Source organism: Microbacterium sp. cx-55 (assembly GCF_021117345.1).
Taxonomy (GTDB): Bacteria; Actinomycetota; Actinomycetes; order Actinomycetales; family Microbacteriaceae; genus Microbacterium.
Window position 1 is genome coordinate 1,437,730 of the sequence record NZ_CP088261.1, and the last position, 23,266, is coordinate 1,460,995.

The following is a 23,266-nucleotide window of genomic DNA, read 5'->3' on the forward strand; positions in this document are numbered from 1 at the left end:
CGACGGGCGCCGCTGTCAAGCGCTCGCCTTTCCGAGGAGTCTGCCGTTCGATCGATGAGTACCTGTTCTCTCGAAGAAAGGCCTCCGATGACCGCTACACCCGAAGAGCTGCACAAGCTCAACGACCTGCTCAAGGACTTCCGGTTCGCGATGCTCACCACCCGCGCGACCGACGGCACGCTGACGGCGCACCCGCTGTCTGTTCAGGAGAGCGAGTTCGACGGCGACCTGTGGTTCATCGTCGGACGCAACGCGCCCGCCGTGCAGCACGTGCAGGTCGACCCGATGGTGGGAGTCTCGTTCAGCTCGAACAGTTCGTGGCTGTCGCTCGCCGGCTCGGCCGAGGTCGTCGACGACGCAGCGAAGCTGACGCAGCTGTGGAACTCGGCGGTGGACGCCTGGTTCCCGAATGGCCCGGAAGACCCGAACGTGACGCTGCTTCGCGTGAACGCGCTGAGCGGCGAGTACTGGGACAGCCCGGGAGGCCGCGTCGCCACGATCGCCGCCTTCGTCAAGCAGAAGGTCACGGGCGAGAAGTTCGAGGCCGACAACGAGAAGTTCGACCTGTAGACGCACCGCCGTTCCGCATCCGTCACGGCCGGGGGAGAGCATCCTCCCGGTCGAGGCGGATGCGGGTGAGCATGACCCCGCCCACGAGTGCCCCGAGACCCCCGATCGCCATATCGCCGATGGAGTCCTGGTACGCGACGTAGATCTCGTCGCTGATGAACCGCCAGCCCGCCCACTCCACCATCTCCCAGAGCGCGCTGATGGCCAGACCGATGGCGGCGGTGAGGACGAGCGGCGCGCGTCGCGGCACTGCGATGCCGCGCAGGTCGGGCACGACCCGCGCGCGGGACAACGCGAGATAGAGGATCACGGCGAGCACACCGGTGCAGGCGAAGTGCACGACGAGGTCCCACCAGGAGATGCGGGTGTAGAGGTCGAGGACGTTGCTCCACGCGGCGGTGAGCACGACTACTCCGTAGACGACGTCGAACCCGGAGCGCACCCCGACGAAGCGGGGCACGAGCAGCGCAGGGAGCGAGAACGCCAGGATGCCGGCATCCGTCGGCTCGAACACGACCGCGGCGATCAGAACGCTCACCAGCCCCGCGACGCGGAGGGCGTCCGCCGCCCACTCGCCGATACCGTACGGCCGGCGGAGGAAGTTCCTTCTCACGCGGGGGGCCGATCGGTCGGGAAGCGCAGGACGGTCTGCACCGGCAGATGGTCGGAGGGCCAGCGCCCATCGATGCGGTGCGCGTTGATGCCGATCGTGCGCACCTCGACCCGAGGGGTCACCGCGATCCAGTCGATTCGCGTGCCGAACCGGCGCGGCGGACGGTAGTTCGTGTACGTGCTGAGCTGCGGAGAGACGCGGACGGATGCGGTCTCCCACGCATCCACGAGGTGATCGCCGGCGAACAACTCGCGAAGCGCGGGCGACGTGTCGTCCGCGTTGAGATCCCCGGTGACGACCGCGGGAAGCGACTGCGCGGCGATCCGCCGGCGCACGAACTCCGCCGCGCGCACGCGGGACGCCCGCGAGATGTGGTCGAAGTGGGTGTTGATCGCGAGGAACCGCGCCGACGTGACGCGATCGCGGAACTCCGCGCTGACAGCGATGCGCGGCACCAGATTGCCCCAGGAGCGGGAACCAGCGGTGGCCGGCTCATCCGAGAGGGCGAGCTGCTGCCACGTCAGGAGCTCCAGGCGGTCCGTGTCGTAGAGGATGGGGCATCCCTCGCCCTGTCCGTCGCGTTCGCGCCCGTGCCCGATGACCCGGTAGGTCGGCCCGAGTGCCGCGGTGAGGGCGCCCAGCTGCACCGGCATGACCTCCTGCGTGCCGAGGAGCGTGGGACGCTCGGCCCGTAGCAGACGCTGCATCCGCGGCTCGCGATCGCGCCACTCGTCGACCCCGCGGACGAGCGGCCCGTTCATCTTGCGTCGGATGTTGTACGTCATGACGTGCAGATCCGGCGGCGGGACGGGGCCGATCAGGGCGTCGCTCATCGTTCGTAGGCCTCTCGCGTGCGGGTGGCGTGCCGCATCCGGCGCAGCAGCATCCGCTCCCACCGTACGGGTGGGAAGTCGCGGGGCCAGTGCAAAACGACGGTGCGGATCCCGCGGTTCAGTCGGCGCGCGAACGCGACGCCCTCCGAGAACGGGCGCATCGAGATGCCCATGGCCGCGCCCGGGAGGGAGCGGATGCGGAACCGTTCCCCAAGGTGGAACGCGAGGTCGAGGTCGTCGTGCACCTCGGTGTCGTGACGATGCACAGTCGCGCTGACCCGACTCCATGCCGTTCGGCGCATGGCGAGATTGGAGCCGAAGAGCGGCAGGTGGCCGAGCGCGAGCACGCCGGCGACGGCGTAGGCGCCGAGGTACGCAACCGCCAGGCTCGAGCGGAGGGGACGCGGCCCGTCGACGAAGCGCGCGCCGCCGGTGAACGCCGCGACGTCGGGCCGGCGACGGAAGCCGCGTTCCATCGCTTCGACCCACGAGTCGGCGGGCAGGCAATCCGCATCCAGACGCAGGATCAGGTCGCTCGTCGCGGCGTCGTACCCGGCCGACGCGGCCGCCGGGATTCCGGGTGTGTCGCAGCGAACGACGACGGCCCCGGCCTCGCGGGCGACGGTCGCGGAAGCGTCGGAGGAGCCGTTGTCGACGACGATCACTTCATCGGGCGCGCGCGTCTGGAGTGCCAGCGCGCGCAGGCAGCGACGGAGTTCGTCGGCGTCGTCCTTGACGGGGATCACCACGGTCGTGGTGAGAAAGGGGGGTGGCGGCGTAGCGCGGGTCACGTCGTCTCCTCGGTGTCGTGTTTCACGCTATGCCGCTCGGTTGCCCGTGCAGGCCGCTTGACCGTCCGCACATCGGCGTCTATGCCGACGTGCGCGGTCGTGTCGATCCCGGAGGGCGGGCGGCACTCGGTATGGGATGGAGGCGATCGTGCAACGTTTTCCGCGGTCCCGGCCATGAACAGGGTGTACCGACGGACCGAGGAGGAACTGTGAACGATTCACATGTCGACGAAATGCTTCGTGCGAGCGCCCCTGCGGCGTTCGCCACCGATCCCGCTGTGCGCGCCGAGCTCGACCGCGCTGTGGTCTCATCGCGCGCGATCGCCGTTCGCGGGCGGCGGATGCGGCGGCTGAGCTGGGTGGCGCTGCCGGTGATCGCCGTTCCGGCGCTCTCGCTGATGACGACCGGTGGCACGGATCCGCGGATGTCGCCCGACTTCGTCATCCCCGTCACCTACACGACCGACACCGGGCGCCAGGTCGACTGCGCGATCGAGCTGTTCAACGGCGAGATGGACTACGTCGAGACGAACACCCAGGCGGTCGACTACTTCCGCGGCCAGGACTGGAGCCGGGTCGGGCAGGAGATCTACGAGAAGGCACTCGTCTACGAAACGACGCGCGCCGTCTCGCCGTGGGCTCAGGCCGAAAACGATGTGCTCATGGCGAATGCGCCGGACGGCCTCTTCGTCGACGGCGGCATGGGCTCGGACTCGACCTGCAGCGGTGAGCTGCATTGAGCCTCTCGGATGGCCGCCGCGGGCACGCGGACGAGACCCGCGCGGCCCGGATCGCCGACATCGTGCGGCGCGAGTCGGGGTCGCTTCTGGACTATTTCGCGCGGCGCACGTCGTCTCGCGAGGATGCGGCGGACCTCCTCGGCGACACGCTGGTGATCGTCTGGCGTCGCGAACGCGCCGTGCCCGAGGACGCCGCGGAGGCGCGCATGTGGATGTTCGGTGTCGCGCGCCGAGTGCTGTCGCAGCATCGCCGATCCAGCGGACGGCGCCTTGCGCTGAGCGAGCGACTCGGCCACTACCTGCGCGACAGCGAGCGCCCTCCGGAGAGCGCAGAGACGGGCGATGTCCGCGCGGCGATCGCTCAGCTGAACGAGGGGGATCAGGAGATCATCCGGCTCGTCTACTGGGATGGATTCACGCTCGCGGAGGTGGCGCAGCTCCTCGCGATGAACCCGGCGACCGTGCGCAGCCGACACGCGCGCGCCCGCATCCGGCTGCAGGGTCTTCTGACTCCGGCGGTCGGGGAGGAGGTTCGGTAGCCTCCGGCCGGATGTTCCGTCAGTCGGACGTCATTCGCACGCTCCACTCCATGCTCGCCAGGGCGGCGGCCAGGCGCCGGGCGTGTTCACGGGCGAGGTCGAGCGATGAGTCGGAGCAGACGTCGATGGCGATGGGTGGCGGGTCTGCGAACTTCGGGATCTGCACCTCGGCCCAGACGTTCGGGGCGAGTCCCACCCGCGGAAATGCGGTTCCCGCATTCTCGACGTGCGAGTCGGCGGCGAACGCGACGACGTCGAGTGCGTCGAGCTTCGTGATCGGCATGTCGACCACGAGAGTGACGACGAACGGGCCGCTGGCGGTGTCGCGCATGATTGCCCAGCATTCCATGCCTGCGCAGGTCGCGGGCGATGATCGTGCGGTCTACGGTTCGCGTCGGTCGTGCTGCATCCGGCGTTCCCGCATCGCGAGGAACAGGGGGAAGGTGAAGGCGATCGCCGTCACGCCGGAGAGCACGATGTAGATCCAGGCGCGCTTCATCCCGAGACGACGGGACTCCACCACGATGAAGACGGCTCTGACGACGGCGACGACGAGAAGGTCGATGCCGATCGACGACACCGCGGGGCCGCCGCCGAAGATGTCGCCCAGGTAGTTGCGTCCGGCGACGATCGTCCACGTGTTGAAGAAGAAGGTGCCCACGAGACCGACGAGCGCGAGCGCGAGGTAGACGATGGCGCGGGGTGTCCAGTGATGTCTCACGAGGCGCGCAACTCCCTCATGATCTCGGCCCAGCGCACGAGGAAGCGCGGCTCGTCCAAGCGGCGCCGCCGCATCCACGAGGTGACCTCTTCGTTGCTCTTGCTCGCGTTGCACGACCCGCAGGCCGGCACGACGTTCTCGATCGTGTAACGCCCGCCGCGCGAGATCGGCAGCACGCAGTCCTTCTGGAGGGCCGCGCCGTCAGCGCCGCAGTAGGCGCACGCGGCCCACGCGTCGAGAATGCGGAACCACTCCGCGCCGGTGAGGTCGCTTCCGGATGCGGCGACCCGCCGCGTACGCCGGCGCGCGGCTCGCGCCTTTCGCGTCTGGGGGACAGCCATGGGCCGAGAGTATCCGCGGATGCGGCCGCAGCCCACGAGACACCCCGCGACTCCAGAGCTATTGACAGTAGCGCTGTGGCTAAGTAGGTTAGCCACAGCGCGAATCAGCCGCAGACCACGTTCCTCGCCCGCCCGAACCAGGGGCGCATCGCTTACGACCTGCAGGGCAATGGCCCGCTGGTGGTGCTGGTTCCCGGGATGGGCGAGATCAGGTCGACGTATCGCTTCCTGGTCCCCTCGCTCGTCGCGGCGGGCTACTCGGTCGCGACGACCGATCTTCGCGGGCACGGCGACAGCGATGCGACGTTCACGAGCTACGGCGACGTCGACACGGCCGGCGACATCGCGGCGCTGATCGGCGAGCTGGGCCGCCCGGCCGTCGTCGTCGGCAACTCCATGGCCGCGGGAGCCGCCGTCATCGTCGCCGCCGAGCACCCGGATCTCGTGTCGGGGCTCGTGCTGGTCGGGCCGTTCGTCCGCAATCCCCCAGCGAATGCCGCGCTCACCCTGATGTTCCGGATCATGATGGCCCGGCCGTGGGCTGCGGCGGCGTGGAAGGCCTACATGCCGACCCTCTACGCCGGCGCCAAGCCCGCCGATTTCGCGGAGTACCGGGACGCGGCCATCGCGGCCATGAAACGGCCCGGGTACACGCGCGCCTTCAGCCTCACCACCCGCACCGACCATGCTCCGGCCGAAGCGCTGCTCGGTTCCGTCACGGCGCCGACGCTCATCGTGATGGGAGAGCAGGACCCGGACTTCCCCGACCAGCGGGGCGAGGCCGACTGGATCGGCACGGCGCTCGGGGGCGAGGTCGTGATGGTCCCGGATGCCGGCCACTACCCGCACTCGCAGCAGCCGGCGGTCACCGCATCCGCCATCGTCGACTTCCTCAGCCGTGCGGCGCACCGTGCCTAGGGCGGGACTGGACCGGGCAGTCGTGATCGACCGTGCCGCGGAACTCCTCGACGCGCCGGGCGCGGAGGGCCTGAATCTCGCCGCCGTGGCGGCGAGCCTCGGGGTCAAGACGCCGTCGCTGTACAAGCACATCGACGGAATGCCGGGCGTGCTCCGCGGGGTCACGCTGCGCGCGAAGGCCGAGCTCGGGACGGTGATGGGTCAGGCCGCGATCGGCCGTTCGCGCGACGAGGCGATCACGGGGATGTCCATGGCGTATCGGACGTGGGCGCTCGCCCACCCCGGACAGTACGCGCTGACCGTGCGTGCTCCCGCGGCGGACGACGCCGAGGATACGGCCGCCTCCGCTGCGGTGATCGACGTCATCTACGCGGTCCTGGCCGGGTACGAGCTGCGCGATGAGGATGCGGTGCACGCGACCCGGTTCTTCCGCGCGGCACTGCACGGCTTCGTCTCCCTCGAGACGAGTGGCGCGTTCGCGCTGGCGGTCGATCGGGAACGCAGCTTCGAGCGTCTCGTGCAGAGCGTCGTCACTGCACTCTCGACGTGGGCACGGGAGTAACGGCGTCAGATCCAGCCGCGCTCCTGGGCGAGAACCGTCGCCTGCTGGCGTGAGGACACGGCGAGCTTGCCGAGTGCGGACGACACGTGGTTTCGGACGGTGCCGGGAGACAGATGCAGCGTGGCCGCGATCTGCGCGATCGTCTCGCCGCGTTTGCCCGCCCGCAGCACGTCCAGTTCGCGGTCGGTGAGCGGGCTCCGCTCGTCGGCGAGCGCGTCTGCCGCGATCTCCGGGTCGACGTAACGGCGCCCCGCCGCGACTCGGCGGATGATGTCGGCCACCTCTTCGGCGCGGCGGGACTTCGGCACGAACCCCTCGACACCCGCCTGCAGAGCCCGGCGGAGGACGCCGGGCCGCGCGTGCCGCGTCACGACGATGCAGCGTGCCGCGCTTTTGCCGCGCAAGCGCTCCGCGACCTCGACGCCGTCGAGGCCCGGCATCTCGAGATCGAGCAGGCAGATGTCGGGGGACAGCCGCAGCGCCTCGGCGACTGCGTCGGTTCCGGTGCGGCATTCGGCGACGATCTCCAGATCGTCCTCGAGTCGCAGCAGCGAGGCGAGAGCCGTCCGGATCATGTCTTCGTCATCGGCGATGAGCACGCGGATCATGTCGGATCCCGTTCGGTCGGAGCCGCCGGGAGCGACACCGTCAGCTCGAAGGTGTTGGCGGACCGTCCGACGCGGATGTCGCCGCCGACGGCGTTCGCGCGTTCGGTCATCCCGGCCAGTCCCGACCCGTCACCGGTCTCGTCCTCCCCGGTCTCGTCGTTCGCGATCCGGTACACCCACTGCGCGGCGTCGCGCTCCAGCGACAGGCGGGCCCAGCGTCCGCTCCCGTGCTTGAGCACGTTCGTGACGCTCTCGCGAACGATCGGTCCGAGCACGTCGGCGGGCGCGTCGACGGCGGCCGCATCGACCTCGGCGTGCACATCGACGCCCGCGGATCGCAGCAGGTCGACGGCGTTCGCGAGTTCGTCCGGCAGGGGCACTCCGCGGAACGCGGCGGCGAGATCTCGCGTGCCCTGCCGGGCCGCATCCACCGCCGCCTGCGCGCGAGTGATCTCGGCCGCGGCCGCTTCGGGGTCGCGATCGATGAGCCGCTGGGCGAGTTCGAGCTGCAGGGCGATGACCTGCAGGTGGTGGCCCTGCAGATCGTGCACGTCATTCGCCAGCCGGAGACGCTCTCTCGTTGCCGCGAGGAGGCTCTCGGCCTGCCGCGCCCGATCGAGTTCCAGAACGATGTCCCACCACCACAGCGACGATGCGGCGATCACCGGCAGCATCGTGGCGAACAGCGCCGGCACGAAGAATCCGTTGGGCTCGACGTGAGAAAGATCCGACCAGGATGCCTCGGCCACCCAGACCGCGACGAGGGCGACGGTCACCGCGAGAATCACACGCCACCGGATGCCCGGCAGCCACGGACGCACGCTGAGGGCGTAGGCGAAGATGCTGGCCCCCGCCATCCACGACCCCGCCGCGAGACCGAGGAGCACTCCTCCCATCACCACGCCCACGAGGGCGATGGCGTCCGGGCGGGGGAGCCGGCCACGCTCCTCGTCGCCCCCGGCCAGCACGACCGGACGGTACCCGCGGAGGAGGAAGACGACACCGGCGTGCACGACGATCAGGGAGATACCCGCGAGCGCGAGCCGCCAACTGAGCCCCGCGCCCTCATCGTGGCGCACCAGGATCCAGACGAGCCACTGCAGCGTCGCCACGACACCGAAGAACACAATGCCCCCGACCGTGTACCACCAGGTCGCGGTCACGCTGCGCGCCAGTGCGCGCTCCCCGATACGCGGGGCGTCGCTGCGCGCCGGGATCGGTGAGGTCATGACACCACGGTAGGACAGCGAGCGTGGCCGGGTCGTGCGCGCGGGACGGGTCGTGACATTCGTCACGGGTCGGATGCTGCATCCTCACGGCTCGTCGTGACACCGCAACACTGCCGAGAACCGGGCGCCGCCGATGAGATGGAACCACTATGAATCCCCTCGCCGAACTCATCCTCAACTTCCAGAACCTCGTCGCCCAGCTGCCGGAGTGGGCCCAACCCCTCATCGTCGCCGTCGCCGGTGCCGTGCCCTTCATCGAGGGCGAGGGGGCCGCGACGATCGGCATCGTCGGCGGTGTGAACCCGGTGGCCGCCGCGATCGCTGGTGCGCTCGGCAACTTCATCGCGGTCGCGCTCGTCGTGCTGCTCGGCGCGCAGATCCGTGCGGCCATCGCGCGCCGACGGAAGACGCCGGCAAAGCCGCGGTCTGCGCGTATGGAGAAGTTCCAGCGCGCCTTCAACCGCTATGGCGTGGTGGGCGTGAGCCTGCTCGGCCCCCTGCTCCTGCCGACGCACTTCACCGCTGCCGCGCTCACCGGTGTCGGTGTGCCGAAGGGTCGCGTGCTCGTCTGGCAGGGCGTGGCGATCGCGTTGTGGACAACGGCCCTCACTCTGATCGTGACCGGCGTGATCGCGGTCGCGGTCTGAAGGTCCGCGTTCGGCGTCAGTCCGTGACGTCGGTGTAGGTCGCGCGCCAGAAGAGGTCGGCGACGTCTTCGGCCGACACCTTGAACTCGCCGCCGCCGTCGGCGCTGTTGCCGGGGCCCCAGGGATTGCGCATCCAGACGCTGCCATCCGCATCGATCCGGGTCACCGCGTACGAGTGCTTGTTGACGATGTCGATCTCGCGGGTGGAGCCGTCCGGGCCCTCGACGGTGATCGTGTGATCGCCCTCGCGCGGCGACGACAGGACGACCTGGCCGCCGTTCGCGAGGTTCTCGCGCAACGGATCGATCTGGCTCTCCGTCAGCCCCGCGTGAGACTCGTTTTCCACGACCTCGACGTCGCGGCCGGTGATGATCGTCATTGCGTCTTCCGGCTCCCCGCCGTCGAGGAAGCCGTATCCGTACTCCTTCTCGATCGCCGCCTCGTAGAGCGCGGCGATCGAGGCCTTGTCGCCGGGCAGCCAATCGCCGTCGGACTGTCGCGCACCGTTGCTGAAGACCTTGTCGACGAAGACCTCTGTGGGCTCGCCGTTCTCGTAGAGCGTCACCCAGTAGCCGTTCTTCTCCGCATCCCAGCGCACGTTCTCGCGGACGAAGTCGTCGCCTTCGTCGGAGCCGAGGAGTGCGACGATGCTGGACAGCATGAAGCAGTCGCCGATCGAACCTTGGTCGACGTCGTCGGCGTCGAAGGCGTTCTCGTCGGTGATCGACTCGTTGACGGGCTGATCGGGCACGGTGTCGTCGTGGGTCCACCAGCCGAACGGATCCCACCAGGCGTTCCCGTCGGCGTCGTCGTCGATCGCCGCCCGGAGTTCGTCGGCTGCACGGGCCGCGGCCGCTTGGATCTCGCCGGCGGCGCCGAGAGCCGCGAGTCGCGCCCGGCCTGCATCGAGCAGCGCGCCGACGTCGAGGGGATTGTCGCGCACGGCCTGTCGCGCCGTCTCGAACGACGCGGCCGCCGATTCGTACGCGGCCCGGTGCCTGCGCAGCTCACCGGCGTAGCGCTGCAGCGTGGCGGCGCCGGTGCGGTAGGTCTCGGCGAGTTCGTCCGCATCCTGTTCCACGGTCTGCTGAGCCTCGGCGTAGGCCCGAGCGGCCTCGCCCTCCCATTCGTCCGCGGTCGCCGTTCGGATGCGGCGCGCCGCGGCGCGCGTCGACTCGGCCAGAGTGTCGAGCCGGGCGGCCGCGGCCTCGATCGCGTCGGGGTTTCCGAGGGTACTCACCACAGTCTCCATCCCACGTTGACGGTCGGTCCGGCACCGTCTTCGGCGCCATCGGATTCGGTGTCATCGGACTCGCCGTCGACCGATCGGACCTCGATGACGCACCAGGGTGCGATGCGTACGCGTTCTCCGGCGGCGAGGGTGGCACGCCCGTCGTCTCCCCACACGAGGGTGGCGGTGTCGCTCGCCTCGAGGATGCCGACCTGCACCCCGCAGACGTTCCCTTGCGAACCCGCAGGAACGGCCGTCTGGCCGCCGATGAGGCCGGCGTAAACGATGGCGGCGACCGCGCCGAGGACGGCGATGATCCCGACCAGACGCCCGGGTGTGCGGCGCCCGGCCATCACCGGTCGCTGGCGTCGGGGACGCGGATCTCGACGGATGCGGACGCATCCGAGCCGTTCGCTTCGAGCGCGATGCCGACCAGCCGAAGCGTGCCCCCGCCCGGCAGCGGCGCCTCTTCGCCCTCGGTGAGGGTGTGCGACGAGCGTCCGTCGGGGTGGGAGATGCCGAATCGGGCGGTGATCCCACCGCCGTCACCGGCCGGGCGTAGATCGGTCGAAATGTAGCCGATGCGGAACCCATCGCCGCGGTACTGCGTGCCCTGACGGAGAACTGTCTGCGTCACACTCATGCGCTCGGCACCTCGGTCGTGGCGAGCTGATCGATGACGCCCTGTTCGAAGGACGCCATGTCGGAGCGCGCTCCGGCGAGCCCGTCGGCCAGACGAGTGGTCTGTGCGGCGGTGTGCGCGCGCAGCCGGTCGATCGCGAGCTCGTACGACGCGGCGGCGGCCGCGAGGACGTCGGATGCGTAGACGCCGGCGTCCGTGGGCAGTTCGACGGAACCCTCGGTGAGGGCGTCGGCGGCGGCGCGCAGCCGGTCGGTCGCGGTGTCCAGCTGGTCGAACGACATGGCGATGCTCATAGTTCCCCCTCCGGCCAGTGTCGCACGGTGCGGCGCCGCGAACCCGGCCATCCACAGGCGGATGTTCCGCCGCCAGCGCTGTTGACGCCGGTCAGTTCCGAGATGTGCGACTCCTGCATGCCACCTAGACGGAGTTCTCCCACGGTGGTGGTTCGTCGTCTCGTCGCGCCGTCGTCATGACGTCTCGGTAGGGCGACCGCTCGTCGTCGGGTGTGAAGTGCACCGCGGTGGGTGGCGACGGATCGGGATACCTCTCGCCGAGCGGCGATGTCCACTCGACGACCCCGTCGTCGAACATCTGCACGCGCCAGGCGGTGAACTGTTTCATGGAGTGGTGTCGTTGGCAGAGGCATTGCAGGTTGTCGGTGCGGGTGGGTCCGCCGTGTGCCCAATCGTGGACGTGGTCGATTTCGCATCGGATGGCGGGGGCGGCGCATCCGGGTGCCCGGCATCGCTGGTCGCGGCCGGTGATCTGTCGGCGGAGGGCCGGGGGGATGTCTCGTCGGTCGACGGCGAGGACTTGCCCGGTGACCGGGTGGGTAAGGATGCGGTCCCAGCCGGTGGCCGAGCCGCCGGCGAGGCGCCGGGCGGTGTCGGCGTCGATGGGTGCGCGTCCGGCGAGGTCGGCGGGGGAGTCGTCGGTGCCCAGCAGGGTGAGCACGGGCACGACGACCTGCACGTGCGCCCGGATCGCACCCAGGGTGCCTGGACCATCGTCGGTGCGGGTGGGATCGGAGGCGGGCTGCGCGGTGAGGGCCATGTCGGCGAGGAGGTCGGCGCGCACCTGGTCGATCGTGCGGGTGTCGGTGGCGTACGCCGTGTCTTCGGGGTCATCGGGAAGCCCGGCGGCGCGGGATTCCCGCAGCCGCTGTGCGGCCCCGGTGCGCAGGTCGGTGAGGGCGCGGGCCATCCGTGTGGCGCGGTCGTAGATGCCCTCGCCGATGACGGTCGGCACGATGAGTCCGAGGTGGCTCATGCCGTCGACCAGCGGCGTGAGGAACACGCGGCGCTCTTCGCGTGCGTCGGCGTGACGTTCGGTGAGGGTGCGCGGATGCAGCCGCTGGGCGAAGATCTCGAGGCCGGCGCGGACGCGTCCGGGAGTGTCGGCCTCGCACCGCCGCACGGCTTCCGCGTCGAACGCGGCACGCGCCTCGGGCGGCAAGACGGCTCCGGTTTCGACGATCAGGCGCACGTGCCCCTCGTGGATGCGGCCCTCCGCGAGGGCGTCGAGGGTGAGGGGATAGTCGCCGACGAGTTCAGCGGCGGCGTTCATCCGACGCTGCATGGTGCGGTCGGAGACCCGCGAGCGGGCGCCGAGTTCCAGAGCGATCGCGCGCTGTGCCATGTCGTGATCGCGCACCCTGCGCGGAGAACTCGCGCTCTGCGCTCGAGCCAGCTCCTCGGCCCGAGCGAGGGCACGGGTCAGCTGGGCCTTGCCCGCCGCGATCACCGCATCCGCCTGCTGCACGGCGTGCGCGATCTCGCTCAGCGTCGCCTGGTCGGCGTCGCTGAAACCGATGACCCCGTCACGGCCCATGGCACCCCTTCTGAGACGGCGGCAACGCGGTGACGTTGTCGCGGCTCGCCGGGGCACTCGGCGATGAAACGGATCGAGAGCGGCTGCTTCCGACCTGAGATAAGTCTCGCACCGACCTCCGACATCGCCCCCACGCGGGCGAGCGCGAGGGCACGAGCGTGGAAAACACCGCCACACGGAGTGCGAGCGAGAGCAGATCGTAGGCTGACGGAATGCCTTCCTCGACGCACACACCGCTGTCTTCGTGGCAGTTCGGGGGTCGGCTCCGGCAGTACCAGGCCGACGTGCTCGCCGAGGTGGGTGTCGACACGGCGGTCGGTCTCGACGGAGGCAGGTCGCTGCACATCGTGGCGCCGCCCGGGTCGGGCAAGACACTGCTCGGCCTGCTGCTCGCGGCCCGTCGCGGACGCCGGGCGGTCGTGCTCGCGCCGACCGTGACCATCCGGGAGCAGTGGGCGCGGCAGGCGGTCGCTCTCGCGCCGCATCCGAAAGCGGTGTCGGAAGACCCCCAGCGCCTCGGCGACCTCACGGCGCTGACGTATCAGTCGCTGAGCGTGCTCGACACGGCCCACCCGTTCGCCGCACTCGCCCGAGCGCGCTGGATCGACGAGCTCGAATCCGACGGTCGCTCTGCCGAAAACGCGAACACGTGGCTCGACGAGCTCGCCTCCGCTCATGCCGCGGCGTACCGCTCCGGGATCACGCGTCGATCGCGCACCCTCCGTCGGCAGCTCATCCGGGAGGATCCGGACGTGCTGGCGACAGCGCTGCATCCGAATGCTCTCGCGCTCATCGACCGTCTCGTCACGCACGGGGTCGAGACCATCGTGCTCGACGAGTGCCACCACCTGCTCGACCACTGGGCGCTCGTCGTGGCGACCCTCGCGGCGCGTATCCGCGCTGCCGGACGCGAACCGCTGCTGATCGGACTCACCGCGACCCTGCCCTCACCCGACGACGCCGACGAGTACGACAACTACACCTCCCTGCTGGGAGAGGTGGATCACGAGGTGCCCGTGCCCGCGGTCGTCCGCGAGGGCAACCTCGCGCCGTTCCGCGATCTGGTGCGCTTCACCGAGCCGACGGCCGAGGAGCTGCTGTTCCTCAACGCGCACGCTGAGGGGCTGACGGTGCTGCTTCGCCACACGTTCGCGGGTGACACGGGGGTCGGGTTCCTCCTCGATGCGCTGCAGCCGCAGCCCGCGCCACAGCCGCAGCCCGCGCCGCAGCCCGCGCCAGTGTCGCCGGGCGCGCGCGGCGACCTCGAACCGCCGGCGCCCCCGCCCCGCGGCGAGGAGACGGATGCGCGACTGGCTGCGGCATTCGCCGCCGACTTCGCGGGGGCGGAGGCTGCCGCGGCTATGCTCTCGGCGGTTGCGCCGCAGGATCCGCTCGTCGCCCATCTGCCCGACGTCGCGCGCCGGCCGCCCACGACCGACGAGTCGCTGCGGCTGCTCGCGCGCTTCGCGCTCGATCGGCTGCTGCCCGACCCGACGGCCGCACCGCGGTGGGAACGCATCCGTCGCACCCTCGCCGACTTCGGTTTCGCCCTCACCGACCGCGGCGTGCGTCGCACGCGCGACCCCGTCGACACGATGCTCGCCTCGTCGCTGGCGAAGGACTATGCCGCGTGCGACATTCTGCGCATCGAGCGCTCGGCGCTCGGCGACGATCGCCTGCGGGCGCTGATCGCCACGGACTACGCCGAGCACGGCAACACACAGGGCGGGCTCGTCGGCACGGCGGGTGCGCTCCGCACCTTCGCCGTGATCTCGGCGGATGCATCGACGGCGGGACTGCGTTCCCTGCTCGTCACGGGTAGCCGCACACGAGTGGCTACCCGGGACGCCGACATGCTCATGCGGGCGCTCACAGACCTGCTCGGTGTGCCGGTCGCCGCCGCACCGCTCGTCGATTCGCCACAGGTATCGGAGGTGCACGCCCCCGGTGTCGCATCGGCGTCGCTCGTGCGGGCCGCATCCGTGCTGCTGACCCGCGGTGACCTGCACGTGGTGGTGGGCACTCGGGGGCTCTTCGGCGAAGGGTGGGACTGCCCCGCGGTGAACACGCTGATCGATCTCACGGCCGTCGCGACCGCATCGGCGACGCAGCAACTGCGCGGGCGCACGCTGCGTCTTGACCCGGCGTGGTCGCAGAAGGTCGCGCACAACTGGACGGTCACGGCCATGCTTCCGCCCGGCTTCGCGCTCTCAGCGGCGCCCGACCTCGCGCGCCTGCACCGCAAGCACGCTCGCCTCTGGGGGTTAGAGGTCGACGACCCGTCGCGCGTCGTGCGGGGGATCACGGGGGCGTTGTCGTCCACCCGGCGCGAGGGCCTCCGCTCCGGGCTCTCGGCCGCGCACCTCAACGACCTCCTCGTCATTCCGGCGCGGTCGGCGACGCGGAACGAGTGGCGGATCGGCCAGCCGTACGCGGATGCGGAAGGCGTCAGCACCCTCGTCGCCCGACGGCGGTCGACACCCGTGTTCCGAACGAGTGTCGTGTCATCGCGCGCGCTGGGCGGCGCACTCGGCGCACTGGTGGCCGCCGCGGTCGGGGTCAGCGGCCTGGCCTGGACCGTCATCGAACCGTCGGCGGCGGTCGGCGTCGATGCGCTCGTCCTCGCGGCGGCGGTGTGGTTCGGCGTTCCGGTGTGGACGTCGTGGCGCGACGCCCGGGTGCTGCGGACCGGCGGTGCGGAGTCGTATCGGCGCATCGGCGCCGTCGTGTGGAACGCCCTTCGCGCGGCGGGGCGGGTGGCTGACGGTCCCGCCACGGTGCGCGCGGAGACGGGCTCCGCGCCGCCGCCGGGTGACCCGCGGGACGCACCGGCGCTTGCCGTCCTCGACGCCATCAGCGTGTGGGTGACGGATGCTGCGCTGCCCGACCAGCGGACGTTCGCCGATGCGCTCGGTGAACTCTTCGGCCCGGTGCGCACGCCGCGATTCTTGCTCGAGACCGGTCGCGGAGGCAGGTCATGGCTCGTGCGGACGGTGCTTCGAGGCCATGGTCCCGCCCACTTCCTGGCGGTACCGACGGCGATCGGCCGGCGCCGAGCGGATGCCGAGACATTCGCCCGCGCCTGGAACAGGGAGGTCGGCCCGGTCCTGCTTCACGCGATGGACGACCCCGCCCGGCTCGCCGTGCTGGCGCGCGCGCGGAGAGCGGGCGGTGGCGCACCGAGTGGTCTGCGCGATGCCGTGCGCGACGACGTGGTGTCCGCCGTCGTCGTGCGGGAGGAGTGGCGCTGACATCGCGTCGCGTCCTGTCCTCCCCAGTCATCCGCAGCCGGCGAGACGTGCACAGATGCGCGTGCGGGCGGGTGCGGCCCCGGCAGCGGCGACGAAAGTGGAGCGCATGACCGAACCCACTGTGCGCTTCGAGCGCGACCACGCCTTCGCCTCCGACGTCGACCTCGAGGAGATGATCGCGGACCTGCTTCACGGGGCGAATCGGCGCCAGCTCTGGATGCTGTTCCTCGGTGAGGACGACGTGCTGCTCGACCCGATCGTGCCGTGCGACGACTACCCCGACGACCCGGCACTCACCGCCCGCACCGACGATCTCGGCACCGTAACGTTCCCGACGATCCTGGCGCACCGCGTTGCGAGCTTGCGGGAGCTCATCGGCTTCGCCTCGGTGGTTCTCGTCTGGGAGCGCCGAGGGTCGGATCTCCTCACGCCGACCGATATCGCGTGGTCCCGAGCGATGGCCGAGTCCGCGGCGGACGTCGGTGTGGACCTGCGCGTGCAGTTCGTGCTGCACGACCGAGGGGTGCGGCAGATCACTCCGGTCGACGACGGCGCCGCGGCGGCCTAGTGCGGCGAATCCGCTCGATTCCGGCCGATCGTTCGAAGGCGTCGCGGGTGATGCGCTCGATTCGGCGACCCGACGCGAGTGCCCCCACGAGATGACGCAGACCGCGGAACACGCGGCCGTTCGCGACCTCGAGTACCGCATCCGTTACCGGGCGCGTTGCCGACGTCATCTTGTGGAGGGTGCGGAACGGCGCGTAGTAGATGAACTGCGTCTCGAGATCCGGATGCGCCGCCGCATCCGCCCGCCGTTTGCGCCGCTCGAGGAAGCCGAATGCGAATCGCACCAGCCGGCTCGGCGACTGTCCGAGACGATCGATGGGCGTGTTGACCCGGAACAGCGGCACCGCCCATCCGTCATCCGGGAGATCGCGACCCAGCAGTGCGCGGAACGCGGCGTCGGGCACGTCACGCACGTCGCCTCGTGCGTAGACCGCCAGAGCGGGGTCGGGGGTGCCCGCGGGCACGGTGCCCGCGACGTGGATCGTGGCCGACAGTGGCAGGTCGGCGCTGTTCGGACCCACGAGAACCTCGTACTCGCCCTGCTCGATCTCCCAGCGTCCCGAGCGGACGTCGAAGAAGCGGAAGGTTCGCGCACCGAACGGCACCGTGACCGTGCGGCGTTCCCCCGGTGCGACGCGGATCTTCGACCACCCCTTGAGCTCTCGATCCGGGCGGTACACCGCGCTCGAACCGGTGCGGCGTACGTACAGCTGGGGAACGTCGGCGCCTGCGGCCGCGCCGACGTTGGTGACGGTGAACGTCGCGCCGTCCACGTCGACGGTGAGATCGGCGTAGGCGAACCGCGTGTAGCCGAGCCCGAAACCGAACGGGAATGCCGGTGCCACGCCCGCGCTCGTGTGAAAGCGATACCGCGCGAAGAGGCCCTCGCGATACTCCGCCGTGCGGCCCTGGGCGGGATAGCCGCTCGACGTCGGATCGTCGGCGGCGCTCACCGGCATCGTCTCCGCGAGCCGGCCCCCGGGTTCGACGGTTCCGGTGAGGACGTCCCAGATCGCCTCGGCGCCCGCCTGGCCGCCGAGGTAGCCGTGCACGAGCGCCGTCGTCAGATGCAGCCACGGGGTTTCGATCGGGCCGCCGCCGGACAACACGACGACCACCGGAGTACCCGTCGCCGCGACGGCCCGCAGCGCGTCCACCTGCGCTGCGGGGAGATGCAGATGGGGGCGGTCGATACCCTCGGATTCGTCCGCATCCGGCAAGCCGAGTGCGACGACGGCCACATCCGCGGTCGCGGCCGCACGCCCCGCCGCGGCCGTCAGCGCCGCATCGGGCCGTCCGTCGAGCGCGAACCCGGGAGCGTACGCGACGAGTTCGAGACCCGCATCCGCGATGGAGCTCAGCAGGGTGGTCAGTCGAGTGGGGTTCACGATCGACGACCCGGCACCCTGATACCGCGGGTGCTCGGCGAATGCGCCGATCAGCGCCACCCGGGCTCCCGGCGCCAGCGGCAGGATCGTGGACTCGTTCCGCAGGAGCACCGCACTCTCGGCGGCGGCGCGGCGGGCGAGACGGTGGTGCGCCTCGGTGTGGTTGCCCGGCATCGGTCGCGCCTCGGCGGTAACCCGCCGGACGAGCGTGAGCAGTTCGTTCACCCGTGCGTCGAGATGCGCCTCGTCCAGCCGCCCGGTCTGAATGGCGCGCACGATCTCGCGCGCGGATTCGAAGCCGGGGGAGGGCATCTCCAATGTGCCGCCGGCGGCGATCGACGCGGCCGGGCCGTCTGCACCGCCCCAGTCCGAGATCACCGCGCCGTCGAAGCCCCACTCCTCGCGCAGGATATCGGTGAGCAGATGCCGATTCTGGTGCGCGTACGTTCCGTTCACGAGGTTGTAGGACGACATCAGCGCCCACGGTGCGGCCTCCGTCACGACGATCTCGAACGCGGTCAGGTACAGCTCGCGAAGGGTCCGCTCGTCGATCACAGAGTCCGACACGAGTCGCCGAAGCTCTTGGTTGTTCGCCGCGAAATGCTTGGGAGTCGCCGCGACACCCTGCGACTGGATGCCGCGAACGTAGGCCGCGGCGAGTCGCCCGGCGAGTTCGGGGTCTTCGGAGAGGTACTCGAAGTTGCGCCCGCCGCGCGGGTTCCGCTTGATGTTGAGGCCCGGGCCGAGCAGCACGTGCACCCCTCGCGCGGTCGCTTCCTGCCCCAGAGCGATGCCGATCTCCGCGGCGAGCTCCTCGTCCCAGCTGTTCGCGATCGTCGCGGCCGGCGGAAAGCAGACGGCGGGCTCGCTCCCGCCAAGACCGAGATGGTCTGCGTCTCCCGGCTGCTTACGGATGCCGTGCGGGCCGTCCGACAGCCAGATCTGCGGAACCCCGAGCCGCGGAATCGGCCGGGTCTGCCACACGTTCGCGCCGCTCACCAGGGCGGCCTTCTCGATCAACCGGAGGTCGGCGGCAGTCGGCGGCATGGGGGCCTTTCGGGCGTAGGCGGGGCGGCCCGCATCCGTCGCCATCGCGGACATGGAGGCCGTCATCGGATCCTGCCCAGAAACGGCAGCACGAACAAGGCCAGCAGTGCGACGACCGCGGTGGCCGCGTACAGCGCCGGGTAGCCGCCCAGGCTCGTCACGACGGGCGCGGCGATGACTGGCGCGAGAACCTGCGGCAGGGTGCTCGCGATGTTCGCGACACCGAGCAGTGTCGCGCGCGTGCGCGGGTCGGGCAGGGCATCGGTCACGATCGCGACGTCGACGGCGAGGAAGAGTCCGTAACCGACGCCCAGTACCAGCACCGCGGTCACGATGAGCGGTACGTCGACGGCGAAGGCCATCAGCACGGCGCCGACGGCGAGGACGATCGCCGCGCCGGCGGCGACTCCGCGTCGACGGCGGAGCCGGTCGGAGAGCGCGCCACCCACGCCCGCCGCAATGCCGGCGACCACCACGTAGCACGCGGTGAGCACGAGGATCCACGTGCCGGGGTCGTCGATCTGGGCTCGATCCGAGAGGAAGTAGTACAGATACAGCAATCCGAGCGCGCTGACGAGGTTCAAGAGGAACCGCAGGCCGAAGGCGGCGACGAACGTCCGGTCGACGCGCAAGCCGCGCCGCGTCGGCGCCGCCGCAGCGCCCGTGGCGAGAGGTTCCGCTGCGGCGTCGGGCACACCGGGGCGCGTGATCAGGATCGGCAGCACCAGCAACGGCACCGCGACGGCGATCGCGATGTAGCCGAGCGCGCCCTCGCCGAGTGCGACGGCGAGCGCCGTGCCGACGATGGTTCCGGTGAGCTGCGCGATGCCGAAGAGCGACCCGACCAGCCCGCGCCGCTGTTCGGGCACCCGGTCAGCGATCAGCGCGGCCAGTACCGCGAATGGTCCGTTCAGACCCACCTGTGTCAGCACCCAGCCGAGCACCATCATGGGCGGGGATGCGGCGGCCGCCAGCACCAGGAGACCGGCGACTCCGACGCCGAGCCCGATCAGGAGCACGGGCGCGCGACTGCCCGTGCGGGCGCGGAGTCGATCGGAGAGCACGCCCCACAGCGGATTCGCGATCATCGACGCCGCCGCACCCGCGCCGGTGACGAGAGCCAGCAGCCCCTCTTTGCCGCCGTCGACGGCGATCAGCGCGGACTGCGCCGGCAGAAGAATCTGGATGGGCCCGAACCAGCCGACCGCAACCCCGACGGTCGCCGTGACGAGGGCGGCGATCCACCCTCGCCGCGGGCCCGCGGTGACGTCCTCGTGCGTTCCCGTCACCATGCGAGCGACGCCTCCCACATCTGCACGTACTCCTCAGCGCCGTTCATCAACTGCTCCTTCAGCTCGGCGCCGTCGGCCCCCGCCGTGCGGATGATGTCGGCGACCCAGTCGGCGTAGAGGCCGTACTGCGCGACTCCATCGGCGTTCAGATCCCACGTGCGCTGCCCGAACACCTGGCGATCGAAGACGGCACCGTTGGGAGCCGTGAACGGATACCCGAGCGGATCGGACGTTGCATCGAGCCGTGCACCGGGTTGCGCGGCCAATCCGTTCACGTCGGAGCTGTACCCGTACGACGTGAGCACGCCGCTTCCCGCGGCGGTCGTGTTGGCATTCCACTCGGAGAGGAAGTCGGGCTCGCCGTTTCCGGCATCGGATGCGGCGTACGCGTAGCCCGCCACGAAGCCGCCATCCTGCGCGACCCGTGCCGTCAGCGAGCGGTCCGACCAGGTGTGCACCGCCGCCAGACCGCGGTAGCCCGCGTCCTCGGCGATGTCGAGCACCGCCTGCGCCGTGGCGACGCCCATGTGATCGACGTGGATGATCATGCCGCGGTCCATCATCTGCTCGATGAGGTACTCCCCGAGCTCGGTGAGTCCTCGTACGTTGCAGATCGGGCCCGTCGGGTACACGGGCAGCACGGCCCCGGCAGCCGACCCGGATGCGGCAGCCAGAAGCGCGGCGATCCCGTCGTTCGTGATCGGCTGCGTGTTGTCGGCCGGCCCCGTGCAGCTCTGCGCCATCCAGAAGTGGCCGGTGCTGAGGTAATTGCCGACGTTGAGCGCGACTCCGGTCACGCCGGCATCGAACCGCGTGCCGCCGAACGCGTTGTCGAACTTGTGCACCGGGTAGAGCCCGCTGACCCCCATGGTCTCGAGCTCATCGAGCCCCGCGTCGACATCGGCCTCGTCGCACTGCGCGACCCCGTCTATCTCGCGGCATCCGAATGGTTCGGAGATCTCGACGCCGATCGTGACGGCGAGCTTTCCCTCGGCCGCGATCTCGCGCACCTGCGCGGGAGTCGTGGCGATCCGGAACCACCCCTCACCGACGCCGCCGGACTGGGCGTCGATGTAGTCCTGCATCTCGTGCAACAGGTCGGCCTGCGCGCGAATCTGCTCCATCTCGTCGCAGCTGGTGACGCGGGTGGGGTACAGCTCGCAGATCACCCGGTTTCCGACCAGGAGCGCGTTGAATACGCGCAGCCCGCCCTGCCAGGCTCGTTCGATTCCGCCGTAGTACGCCTGCTCGTGAAGCAGGCTCGTGGGAGTGGGCCAGTCGGTGAACGTCGGCCAGCCGTCATCGCCGCCCAAGGGATCCGTTCCGCCGATGATGGCTTCGAACAGCGCCCCCGCTCCCGCGGCGTGCGAGGGGCACCCGGCGAGGGCGTCCTCGATCCCGCCCTCCGCGAACGGGGCGCCGCAGATCAGCTCGCCCCCGAACGCCGCGCTCGCAGCGGGGTGCGCGTGCGCGTCGATCAGGCCATTGATCGTGCCATCGGCGTTGACCGCGGATTCGGTCGGGCCGCTGATCACACCGGTTGTCGCGGCGGCAGGCTGGGCGCAACCGGATGCGGGAACGAGAGCGAAGGAGGCATCCGATGTCGTCAACTGCCCCGACCGACTCCCGATCAGCGCACCGGTCAGGGTCGAACGGATGCGGTACCCGTTGGCGCCGACCGAGATCGTCCAGTCTGCGCGATCGCCGTACTCGGTGCCGGCCCATACCCAGTTCGCGACGCTCAGATACAGAATCGCCCCCGTCGAGTCGTAGAGGCGGTACCGACCGAGGTCCGTGGCCTCGACCGCGAAGGGCTCTGCCGTGGCGACGGTACCGCGCGTGCCGTAGCCGACGCTCTCCCGGGTGAGGTAGTTCGACGGTCCGGCGGTCGTCCCGGTCGTGGTCACGCGAAGGGTGACGCATCGACCGTCCAGGTCGTTCGCGGGCGTCTCTGCGGTGGCGATGCTGGCCTGGGCGGGAATCAGGGTGAAGAGAAGAGCGAGGGTGGCGGTGAGGGCGATGGGCAAGGTGCGGCGTACTCGGATCGTCATGGCGACTCCTCTGAGGGGTGCTACGGACTGTGGATGCGGGGGAGCAGACGGTGCATGGTGTGGATCTCTGGTGTGTCGAGTGGAGCGGGTGGGGCACGAGCCCGGGGGCGCGTGGCGAAACGGGTCGAGGGAAGAGGGCGCCTCCGTCGCCGCGGAGGCGCCCCGGAGGTCAGTCGTCGTCGGGGCGGGGTTCGCGGGCGACGCGGGAGACGGCGGTCGTTCCGCCGGCGTCCGGACTGTCGGCATAGACGGCCAGCGCGCGCGCGACGAACGCGGCGGTTCGTCGCGCGGCGGCCGTGTCGTGATCGGCGAGCCATCCCAACGTGATCCCGTCGAGCGAGGCCACCAGGAGACGAGCGAGGTCGGGCAGGGGCGCCGTCCACCGGGTGCGGGTGAGCTCCGCCGCGTACTGAAGAACCTCGGCAGCCGTGCCGAAATAGCTCTCCCACTGGGTGCGCATCTGGCCGTCGGCGTCTTGGCGCCGTGCGAAGAGCCCGAGTTCGAGCAGCGCCAGCTCCCGCTCGGGTTCGGCGGCGAGCAGATCTATGTAACCGTTCAGTCCGCTCAAAAGAGCGGCCTGCACGGATGTCGCGTCGACCGATCGGGTTTCCGCGACGAACCGTTCTTGTTCGGTCACCGCCTCCACGACCGCGCTCATCAGCTCGTCGTGATTCTCGAAGATGTAATGGAAGGCCCCGAGCGGCATCTGCGCCTCCGTAACGATCGCTCGGGTGGTCGCCGCGGCGACACCGCTGCGGGCGATGACGCGGATGGCGGCGGCGATGAGCTCCTCGCGCCGCTGCGAGGGCGGAATGCGTCGCATCATCGCGCGTCGGTTTCGACGCTCCGGCGCG

25 protein-coding genes are annotated in these 23,266 nt (G+C 70.4%); 8 read left to right on the forward strand and 17 right to left on the reverse strand.

What is annotated here, in order from left to right:
- The first annotated feature begins 87 nt into the window (after positions 1 to 87).
- Positions 88 to 570, forward strand: coding sequence for a pyridoxamine 5'-phosphate oxidase family protein (locus tag LQ938_RS06685; RefSeq protein WP_223721388.1), 483 nt, complete (start codon positions 88 to 90; stop codon positions 568 to 570).
- A gap of 22 nt (positions 571 to 592) precedes the next feature.
- On the opposite strand, the gene LQ938_RS06690 is transcribed toward LQ938_RS06685, so the two are convergent.
- From LQ938_RS06690 to LQ938_RS06700, 3 genes are read right to left on the reverse strand one after another with little or no spacing between them, the layout of a single operon-like run.
- Positions 593 to 1,183 carry a hypothetical protein gene (locus LQ938_RS06690; protein WP_223721387.1) on the reverse strand — a complete coding sequence of 197 codons (591 nt, stop codon included), beginning with the start codon at positions 1,181 to 1,183 and terminating at the stop codon, positions 593 to 595.
- Entirely contained in the window at positions 1,180 to 2,016 is an 837-nt protein-coding gene (locus LQ938_RS06695) for an endonuclease/exonuclease/phosphatase family protein (RefSeq protein WP_223721386.1), read from the reverse strand. The genes LQ938_RS06690 and LQ938_RS06695 overlap by 4 nt, the downstream gene beginning before the upstream one ends.
- A complete protein-coding gene (locus LQ938_RS06700; RefSeq protein WP_223721385.1) occupies positions 2,013 to 2,807 on the reverse strand; it encodes a glycosyltransferase family A protein in 795 nt (264 codons plus the stop codon). The genes LQ938_RS06695 and LQ938_RS06700 overlap by 4 nt, the downstream gene beginning before the upstream one ends.
- A 209-nt stretch (positions 2,808 to 3,016) precedes the next feature.
- On the opposite strand from LQ938_RS06700, the gene LQ938_RS06705 reads away from it, so the two are divergent.
- Both LQ938_RS06705 and LQ938_RS06710 read left to right on the forward strand, forming a co-directional pair.
- Positions 3,017 to 3,547, forward strand: a complete 531-nt coding sequence (locus tag LQ938_RS06705; protein ID WP_223721384.1) for a hypothetical protein — start codon at positions 3,017 to 3,019, stop codon at positions 3,545 to 3,547.
- Positions 3,544 to 4,086: an RNA polymerase sigma factor gene (locus tag LQ938_RS06710; RefSeq protein WP_223721383.1), complete on the forward strand. Its 543-nt coding sequence runs from the start codon at positions 3,544 to 3,546 to the stop codon at positions 4,084 to 4,086. Before LQ938_RS06705 ends, LQ938_RS06710 begins: the two co-directional genes overlap by 4 nt.
- Before the next feature lie 19 nt (positions 4,087 to 4,105).
- On the opposite strand, the gene LQ938_RS06715 is transcribed toward LQ938_RS06710, so the two are convergent.
- From LQ938_RS06715 to LQ938_RS06725, 3 genes are read right to left on the reverse strand one after another with little or no spacing between them, the layout of a single operon-like run.
- Positions 4,106 to 4,417: a hypothetical protein gene (locus LQ938_RS06715; protein WP_223721382.1), complete on the reverse strand. Its 312-nt coding sequence runs from the start codon at positions 4,415 to 4,417 to the stop codon at positions 4,106 to 4,108.
- 51 nt (positions 4,418 to 4,468) lie between these two features.
- Positions 4,469 to 4,807, reverse strand: coding sequence for a DUF2834 domain-containing protein (locus LQ938_RS06720; protein WP_223721381.1), 339 nt, complete (start codon positions 4,805 to 4,807; stop codon positions 4,469 to 4,471).
- Positions 4,804 to 5,148 (reverse strand): HNH endonuclease, encoded by a 345-nt coding sequence (locus LQ938_RS06725; RefSeq protein ID WP_223721380.1) that lies wholly within the window; start codon positions 5,146 to 5,148, stop codon positions 4,804 to 4,806. Before LQ938_RS06725 ends, LQ938_RS06720 begins: the two co-directional genes overlap by 4 nt.
- 180 nt (positions 5,149 to 5,328) lie before the next feature.
- On the opposite strand from LQ938_RS06725, the gene LQ938_RS06730 reads away from it, so the two are divergent.
- Both LQ938_RS06730 and LQ938_RS06735 read left to right on the forward strand, forming a co-directional pair.
- On the forward strand, positions 5,329 to 6,066 hold the full coding sequence (locus tag LQ938_RS06730; protein ID WP_223721379.1) for an alpha/beta fold hydrolase: 738 nt from the start codon (positions 5,329 to 5,331) through the stop codon (positions 6,064 to 6,066).
- Between the two features lie 22 nt (positions 6,067 to 6,088).
- Positions 6,089 to 6,628: a TetR-like C-terminal domain-containing protein gene (locus LQ938_RS06735; protein ID WP_223721378.1), complete on the forward strand. Its 540-nt coding sequence runs from the start codon at positions 6,089 to 6,091 to the stop codon at positions 6,626 to 6,628.
- Between the two features lie 5 nt (positions 6,629 to 6,633).
- Here LQ938_RS06735 and LQ938_RS06740 read toward each other — a convergent pair whose 3' ends face one another.
- Both LQ938_RS06740 and LQ938_RS06745 read right to left on the reverse strand, forming a co-directional pair.
- Positions 6,634 to 7,236 (reverse strand): response regulator transcription factor, encoded by a 603-nt coding sequence (locus LQ938_RS06740; protein ID WP_223721377.1) that lies wholly within the window; start codon positions 7,234 to 7,236, stop codon positions 6,634 to 6,636.
- Positions 7,233 to 8,465, reverse strand: a complete 1,233-nt coding sequence (locus tag LQ938_RS06745; protein ID WP_223721376.1) for a sensor histidine kinase — start codon at positions 8,463 to 8,465, stop codon at positions 7,233 to 7,235. The genes LQ938_RS06740 and LQ938_RS06745 overlap by 4 nt, the downstream gene beginning before the upstream one ends.
- 149 nt (positions 8,466 to 8,614) lie before the next feature.
- Here LQ938_RS06745 and LQ938_RS06750 point away from each other — a divergent pair, with 149 nt between their 5' ends.
- Positions 8,615 to 9,112 (forward strand): small multidrug efflux protein, encoded by a 498-nt coding sequence (locus LQ938_RS06750; RefSeq protein WP_223721375.1) that lies wholly within the window; start codon positions 8,615 to 8,617, stop codon positions 9,110 to 9,112.
- A gap of 16 nt (positions 9,113 to 9,128) precedes the next feature.
- Here the strand turns inward: LQ938_RS06750 and LQ938_RS06755 are convergent, their stop codons facing one another.
- From LQ938_RS06755 to LQ938_RS06775, 5 genes are all read right to left on the reverse strand, one after another.
- Positions 9,129 to 10,352: a C2 family cysteine protease gene (locus LQ938_RS06755; RefSeq protein WP_223721374.1), complete on the reverse strand. Its 1,224-nt coding sequence runs from the start codon at positions 10,350 to 10,352 to the stop codon at positions 9,129 to 9,131.
- On the reverse strand, positions 10,349 to 10,696 hold the full coding sequence (locus tag LQ938_RS06760) for a hypothetical protein (RefSeq protein WP_223721373.1): 348 nt from the start codon (positions 10,694 to 10,696) through the stop codon (positions 10,349 to 10,351). Before LQ938_RS06760 ends, LQ938_RS06755 begins: the two co-directional genes overlap by 4 nt.
- Entirely contained in the window at positions 10,696 to 10,980 is a 285-nt protein-coding gene (locus tag LQ938_RS06765) for a hypothetical protein (protein ID WP_223721372.1), read from the reverse strand. The genes LQ938_RS06760 and LQ938_RS06765 overlap by 1 nt, the downstream gene beginning before the upstream one ends.
- A gap of 2 nt (positions 10,981 to 10,982) precedes the next feature.
- Positions 10,983 to 11,279 carry a hypothetical protein gene (locus LQ938_RS06770; protein WP_223721371.1) on the reverse strand — a complete coding sequence of 99 codons (297 nt, stop codon included), beginning with the start codon at positions 11,277 to 11,279 and terminating at the stop codon, positions 10,983 to 10,985.
- 124 nt (positions 11,280 to 11,403) lie between these two features.
- On the reverse strand, positions 11,404 to 12,816 hold the full coding sequence (locus tag LQ938_RS06775; RefSeq protein ID WP_223721370.1) for an HNH endonuclease signature motif containing protein: 1,413 nt from the start codon (positions 12,814 to 12,816) through the stop codon (positions 11,404 to 11,406).
- A 212-nt stretch (positions 12,817 to 13,028) separates the two neighbouring features.
- Between LQ938_RS06775 and LQ938_RS06780 the strand changes: the two genes are divergently transcribed.
- Positions 13,029 to 16,067, forward strand: a complete 3,039-nt coding sequence (locus LQ938_RS06780) for a DEAD/DEAH box helicase family protein (protein WP_223721369.1) — start codon at positions 13,029 to 13,031, stop codon at positions 16,065 to 16,067.
- Between the two features lie 106 nt (positions 16,068 to 16,173).
- Positions 16,174 to 16,635, forward strand: a complete 462-nt coding sequence (locus tag LQ938_RS06785; RefSeq protein WP_223721368.1) for a hypothetical protein — start codon at positions 16,174 to 16,176, stop codon at positions 16,633 to 16,635.
- On the opposite strand, the gene LQ938_RS06790 is transcribed toward LQ938_RS06785, so the two are convergent.
- From LQ938_RS06790 to LQ938_RS06805, 4 genes are all read right to left on the reverse strand, one after another.
- Positions 16,601 to 19,135, reverse strand: a complete 2,535-nt coding sequence (locus tag LQ938_RS06790; RefSeq protein WP_223721367.1) for a beta-glucosidase family protein — start codon at positions 19,133 to 19,135, stop codon at positions 16,601 to 16,603. The genes LQ938_RS06785 and LQ938_RS06790 overlap by 35 nt on opposite strands.
- Positions 19,132 to 20,361: an MFS transporter gene (locus LQ938_RS06795; RefSeq protein WP_223721366.1), complete on the reverse strand. Its 1,230-nt coding sequence runs from the start codon at positions 20,359 to 20,361 to the stop codon at positions 19,132 to 19,134. The genes LQ938_RS06790 and LQ938_RS06795 overlap by 4 nt, the downstream gene beginning before the upstream one ends.
- Positions 20,355 to 22,412 carry a hypothetical protein gene (locus tag LQ938_RS06800; RefSeq protein ID WP_223721365.1) on the reverse strand — a complete coding sequence of 686 codons (2,058 nt, stop codon included), beginning with the start codon at positions 22,410 to 22,412 and terminating at the stop codon, positions 20,355 to 20,357. Before LQ938_RS06800 ends, LQ938_RS06795 begins: the two co-directional genes overlap by 7 nt.
- 169 nt (positions 22,413 to 22,581) lie before the next feature.
- Positions 22,582 to 23,238: a TetR/AcrR family transcriptional regulator gene (locus LQ938_RS06805; protein WP_223721364.1), complete on the reverse strand. Its 657-nt coding sequence runs from the start codon at positions 23,236 to 23,238 to the stop codon at positions 22,582 to 22,584.
- Positions 23,239 to 23,266 lie beyond the last annotated feature (28 nt).

Excerpts from the sequence above, each read along its gene's own strand:
- LQ938_RS06795 (WP_223721366.1), bottom strand. The coding sequence starts at position 20,361 with ATGGTGACGGGAACGCACGAGGACGTCACCGCGGGCCCGCGGCGAGGG.
- LQ938_RS06745 (WP_223721376.1), bottom strand. The coding sequence starts at position 8,465 with ATGACCTCACCGATCCCGGCGCGCAGCGACGCCCCGCGTATCGGGGAG.
- LQ938_RS06725 (WP_223721380.1), bottom strand. The coding sequence starts at position 5,148 with ATGGCTGTCCCCCAGACGCGAAAGGCGCGAGCCGCGCGCCGGCGTACG.
- LQ938_RS06805 (WP_223721364.1), bottom strand. The coding sequence starts at position 23,238 with ATGATGCGACGCATTCCGCCCTCGCAGCGGCGCGAGGAGCTCATCGCC.
- LQ938_RS06750 (WP_223721375.1), top strand. The coding sequence starts at position 8,615 with ATGAATCCCCTCGCCGAACTCATCCTCAACTTCCAGAACCTCGTCGCC.
- LQ938_RS06800 (WP_223721365.1), bottom strand. The coding sequence starts at position 22,412 with ATGACGATCCGAGTACGCCGCACCTTGCCCATCGCCCTCACCGCCACC.
- LQ938_RS06740 (WP_223721377.1), bottom strand. The coding sequence starts at position 7,236 with ATGATCCGCGTGCTCATCGCCGATGACGAAGACATGATCCGGACGGCT.
- LQ938_RS06780 (WP_223721369.1), top strand. The coding sequence starts at position 13,029 with ATGCCTTCCTCGACGCACACACCGCTGTCTTCGTGGCAGTTCGGGGGT.
- LQ938_RS06715 (WP_223721382.1), bottom strand. The coding sequence starts at position 4,417 with ATGCGCGACACCGCCAGCGGCCCGTTCGTCGTCACTCTCGTGGTCGAC.
- LQ938_RS06685 (WP_223721388.1), top strand. The coding sequence starts at position 88 with ATGACCGCTACACCCGAAGAGCTGCACAAGCTCAACGACCTGCTCAAG.
- LQ938_RS06770 (WP_223721371.1), bottom strand. The coding sequence starts at position 11,279 with ATGAGCATCGCCATGTCGTTCGACCAGCTGGACACCGCGACCGACCGG.
- LQ938_RS06790 (WP_223721367.1), bottom strand. The coding sequence starts at position 19,135 with ATGACGGCCTCCATGTCCGCGATGGCGACGGATGCGGGCCGCCCCGCC.
- LQ938_RS06775 (WP_223721370.1), bottom strand. The coding sequence starts at position 12,816 with ATGGGCCGTGACGGGGTCATCGGTTTCAGCGACGCCGACCAGGCGACG.
- LQ938_RS06760 (WP_223721373.1), bottom strand. The coding sequence starts at position 10,696 with ATGGCCGGGCGCCGCACACCCGGGCGTCTGGTCGGGATCATCGCCGTC.
- LQ938_RS06785 (WP_223721368.1), top strand. The coding sequence starts at position 16,174 with ATGACCGAACCCACTGTGCGCTTCGAGCGCGACCACGCCTTCGCCTCC.
- LQ938_RS06695 (WP_223721386.1), bottom strand. The coding sequence starts at position 2,016 with ATGAGCGACGCCCTGATCGGCCCCGTCCCGCCGCCGGATCTGCACGTC.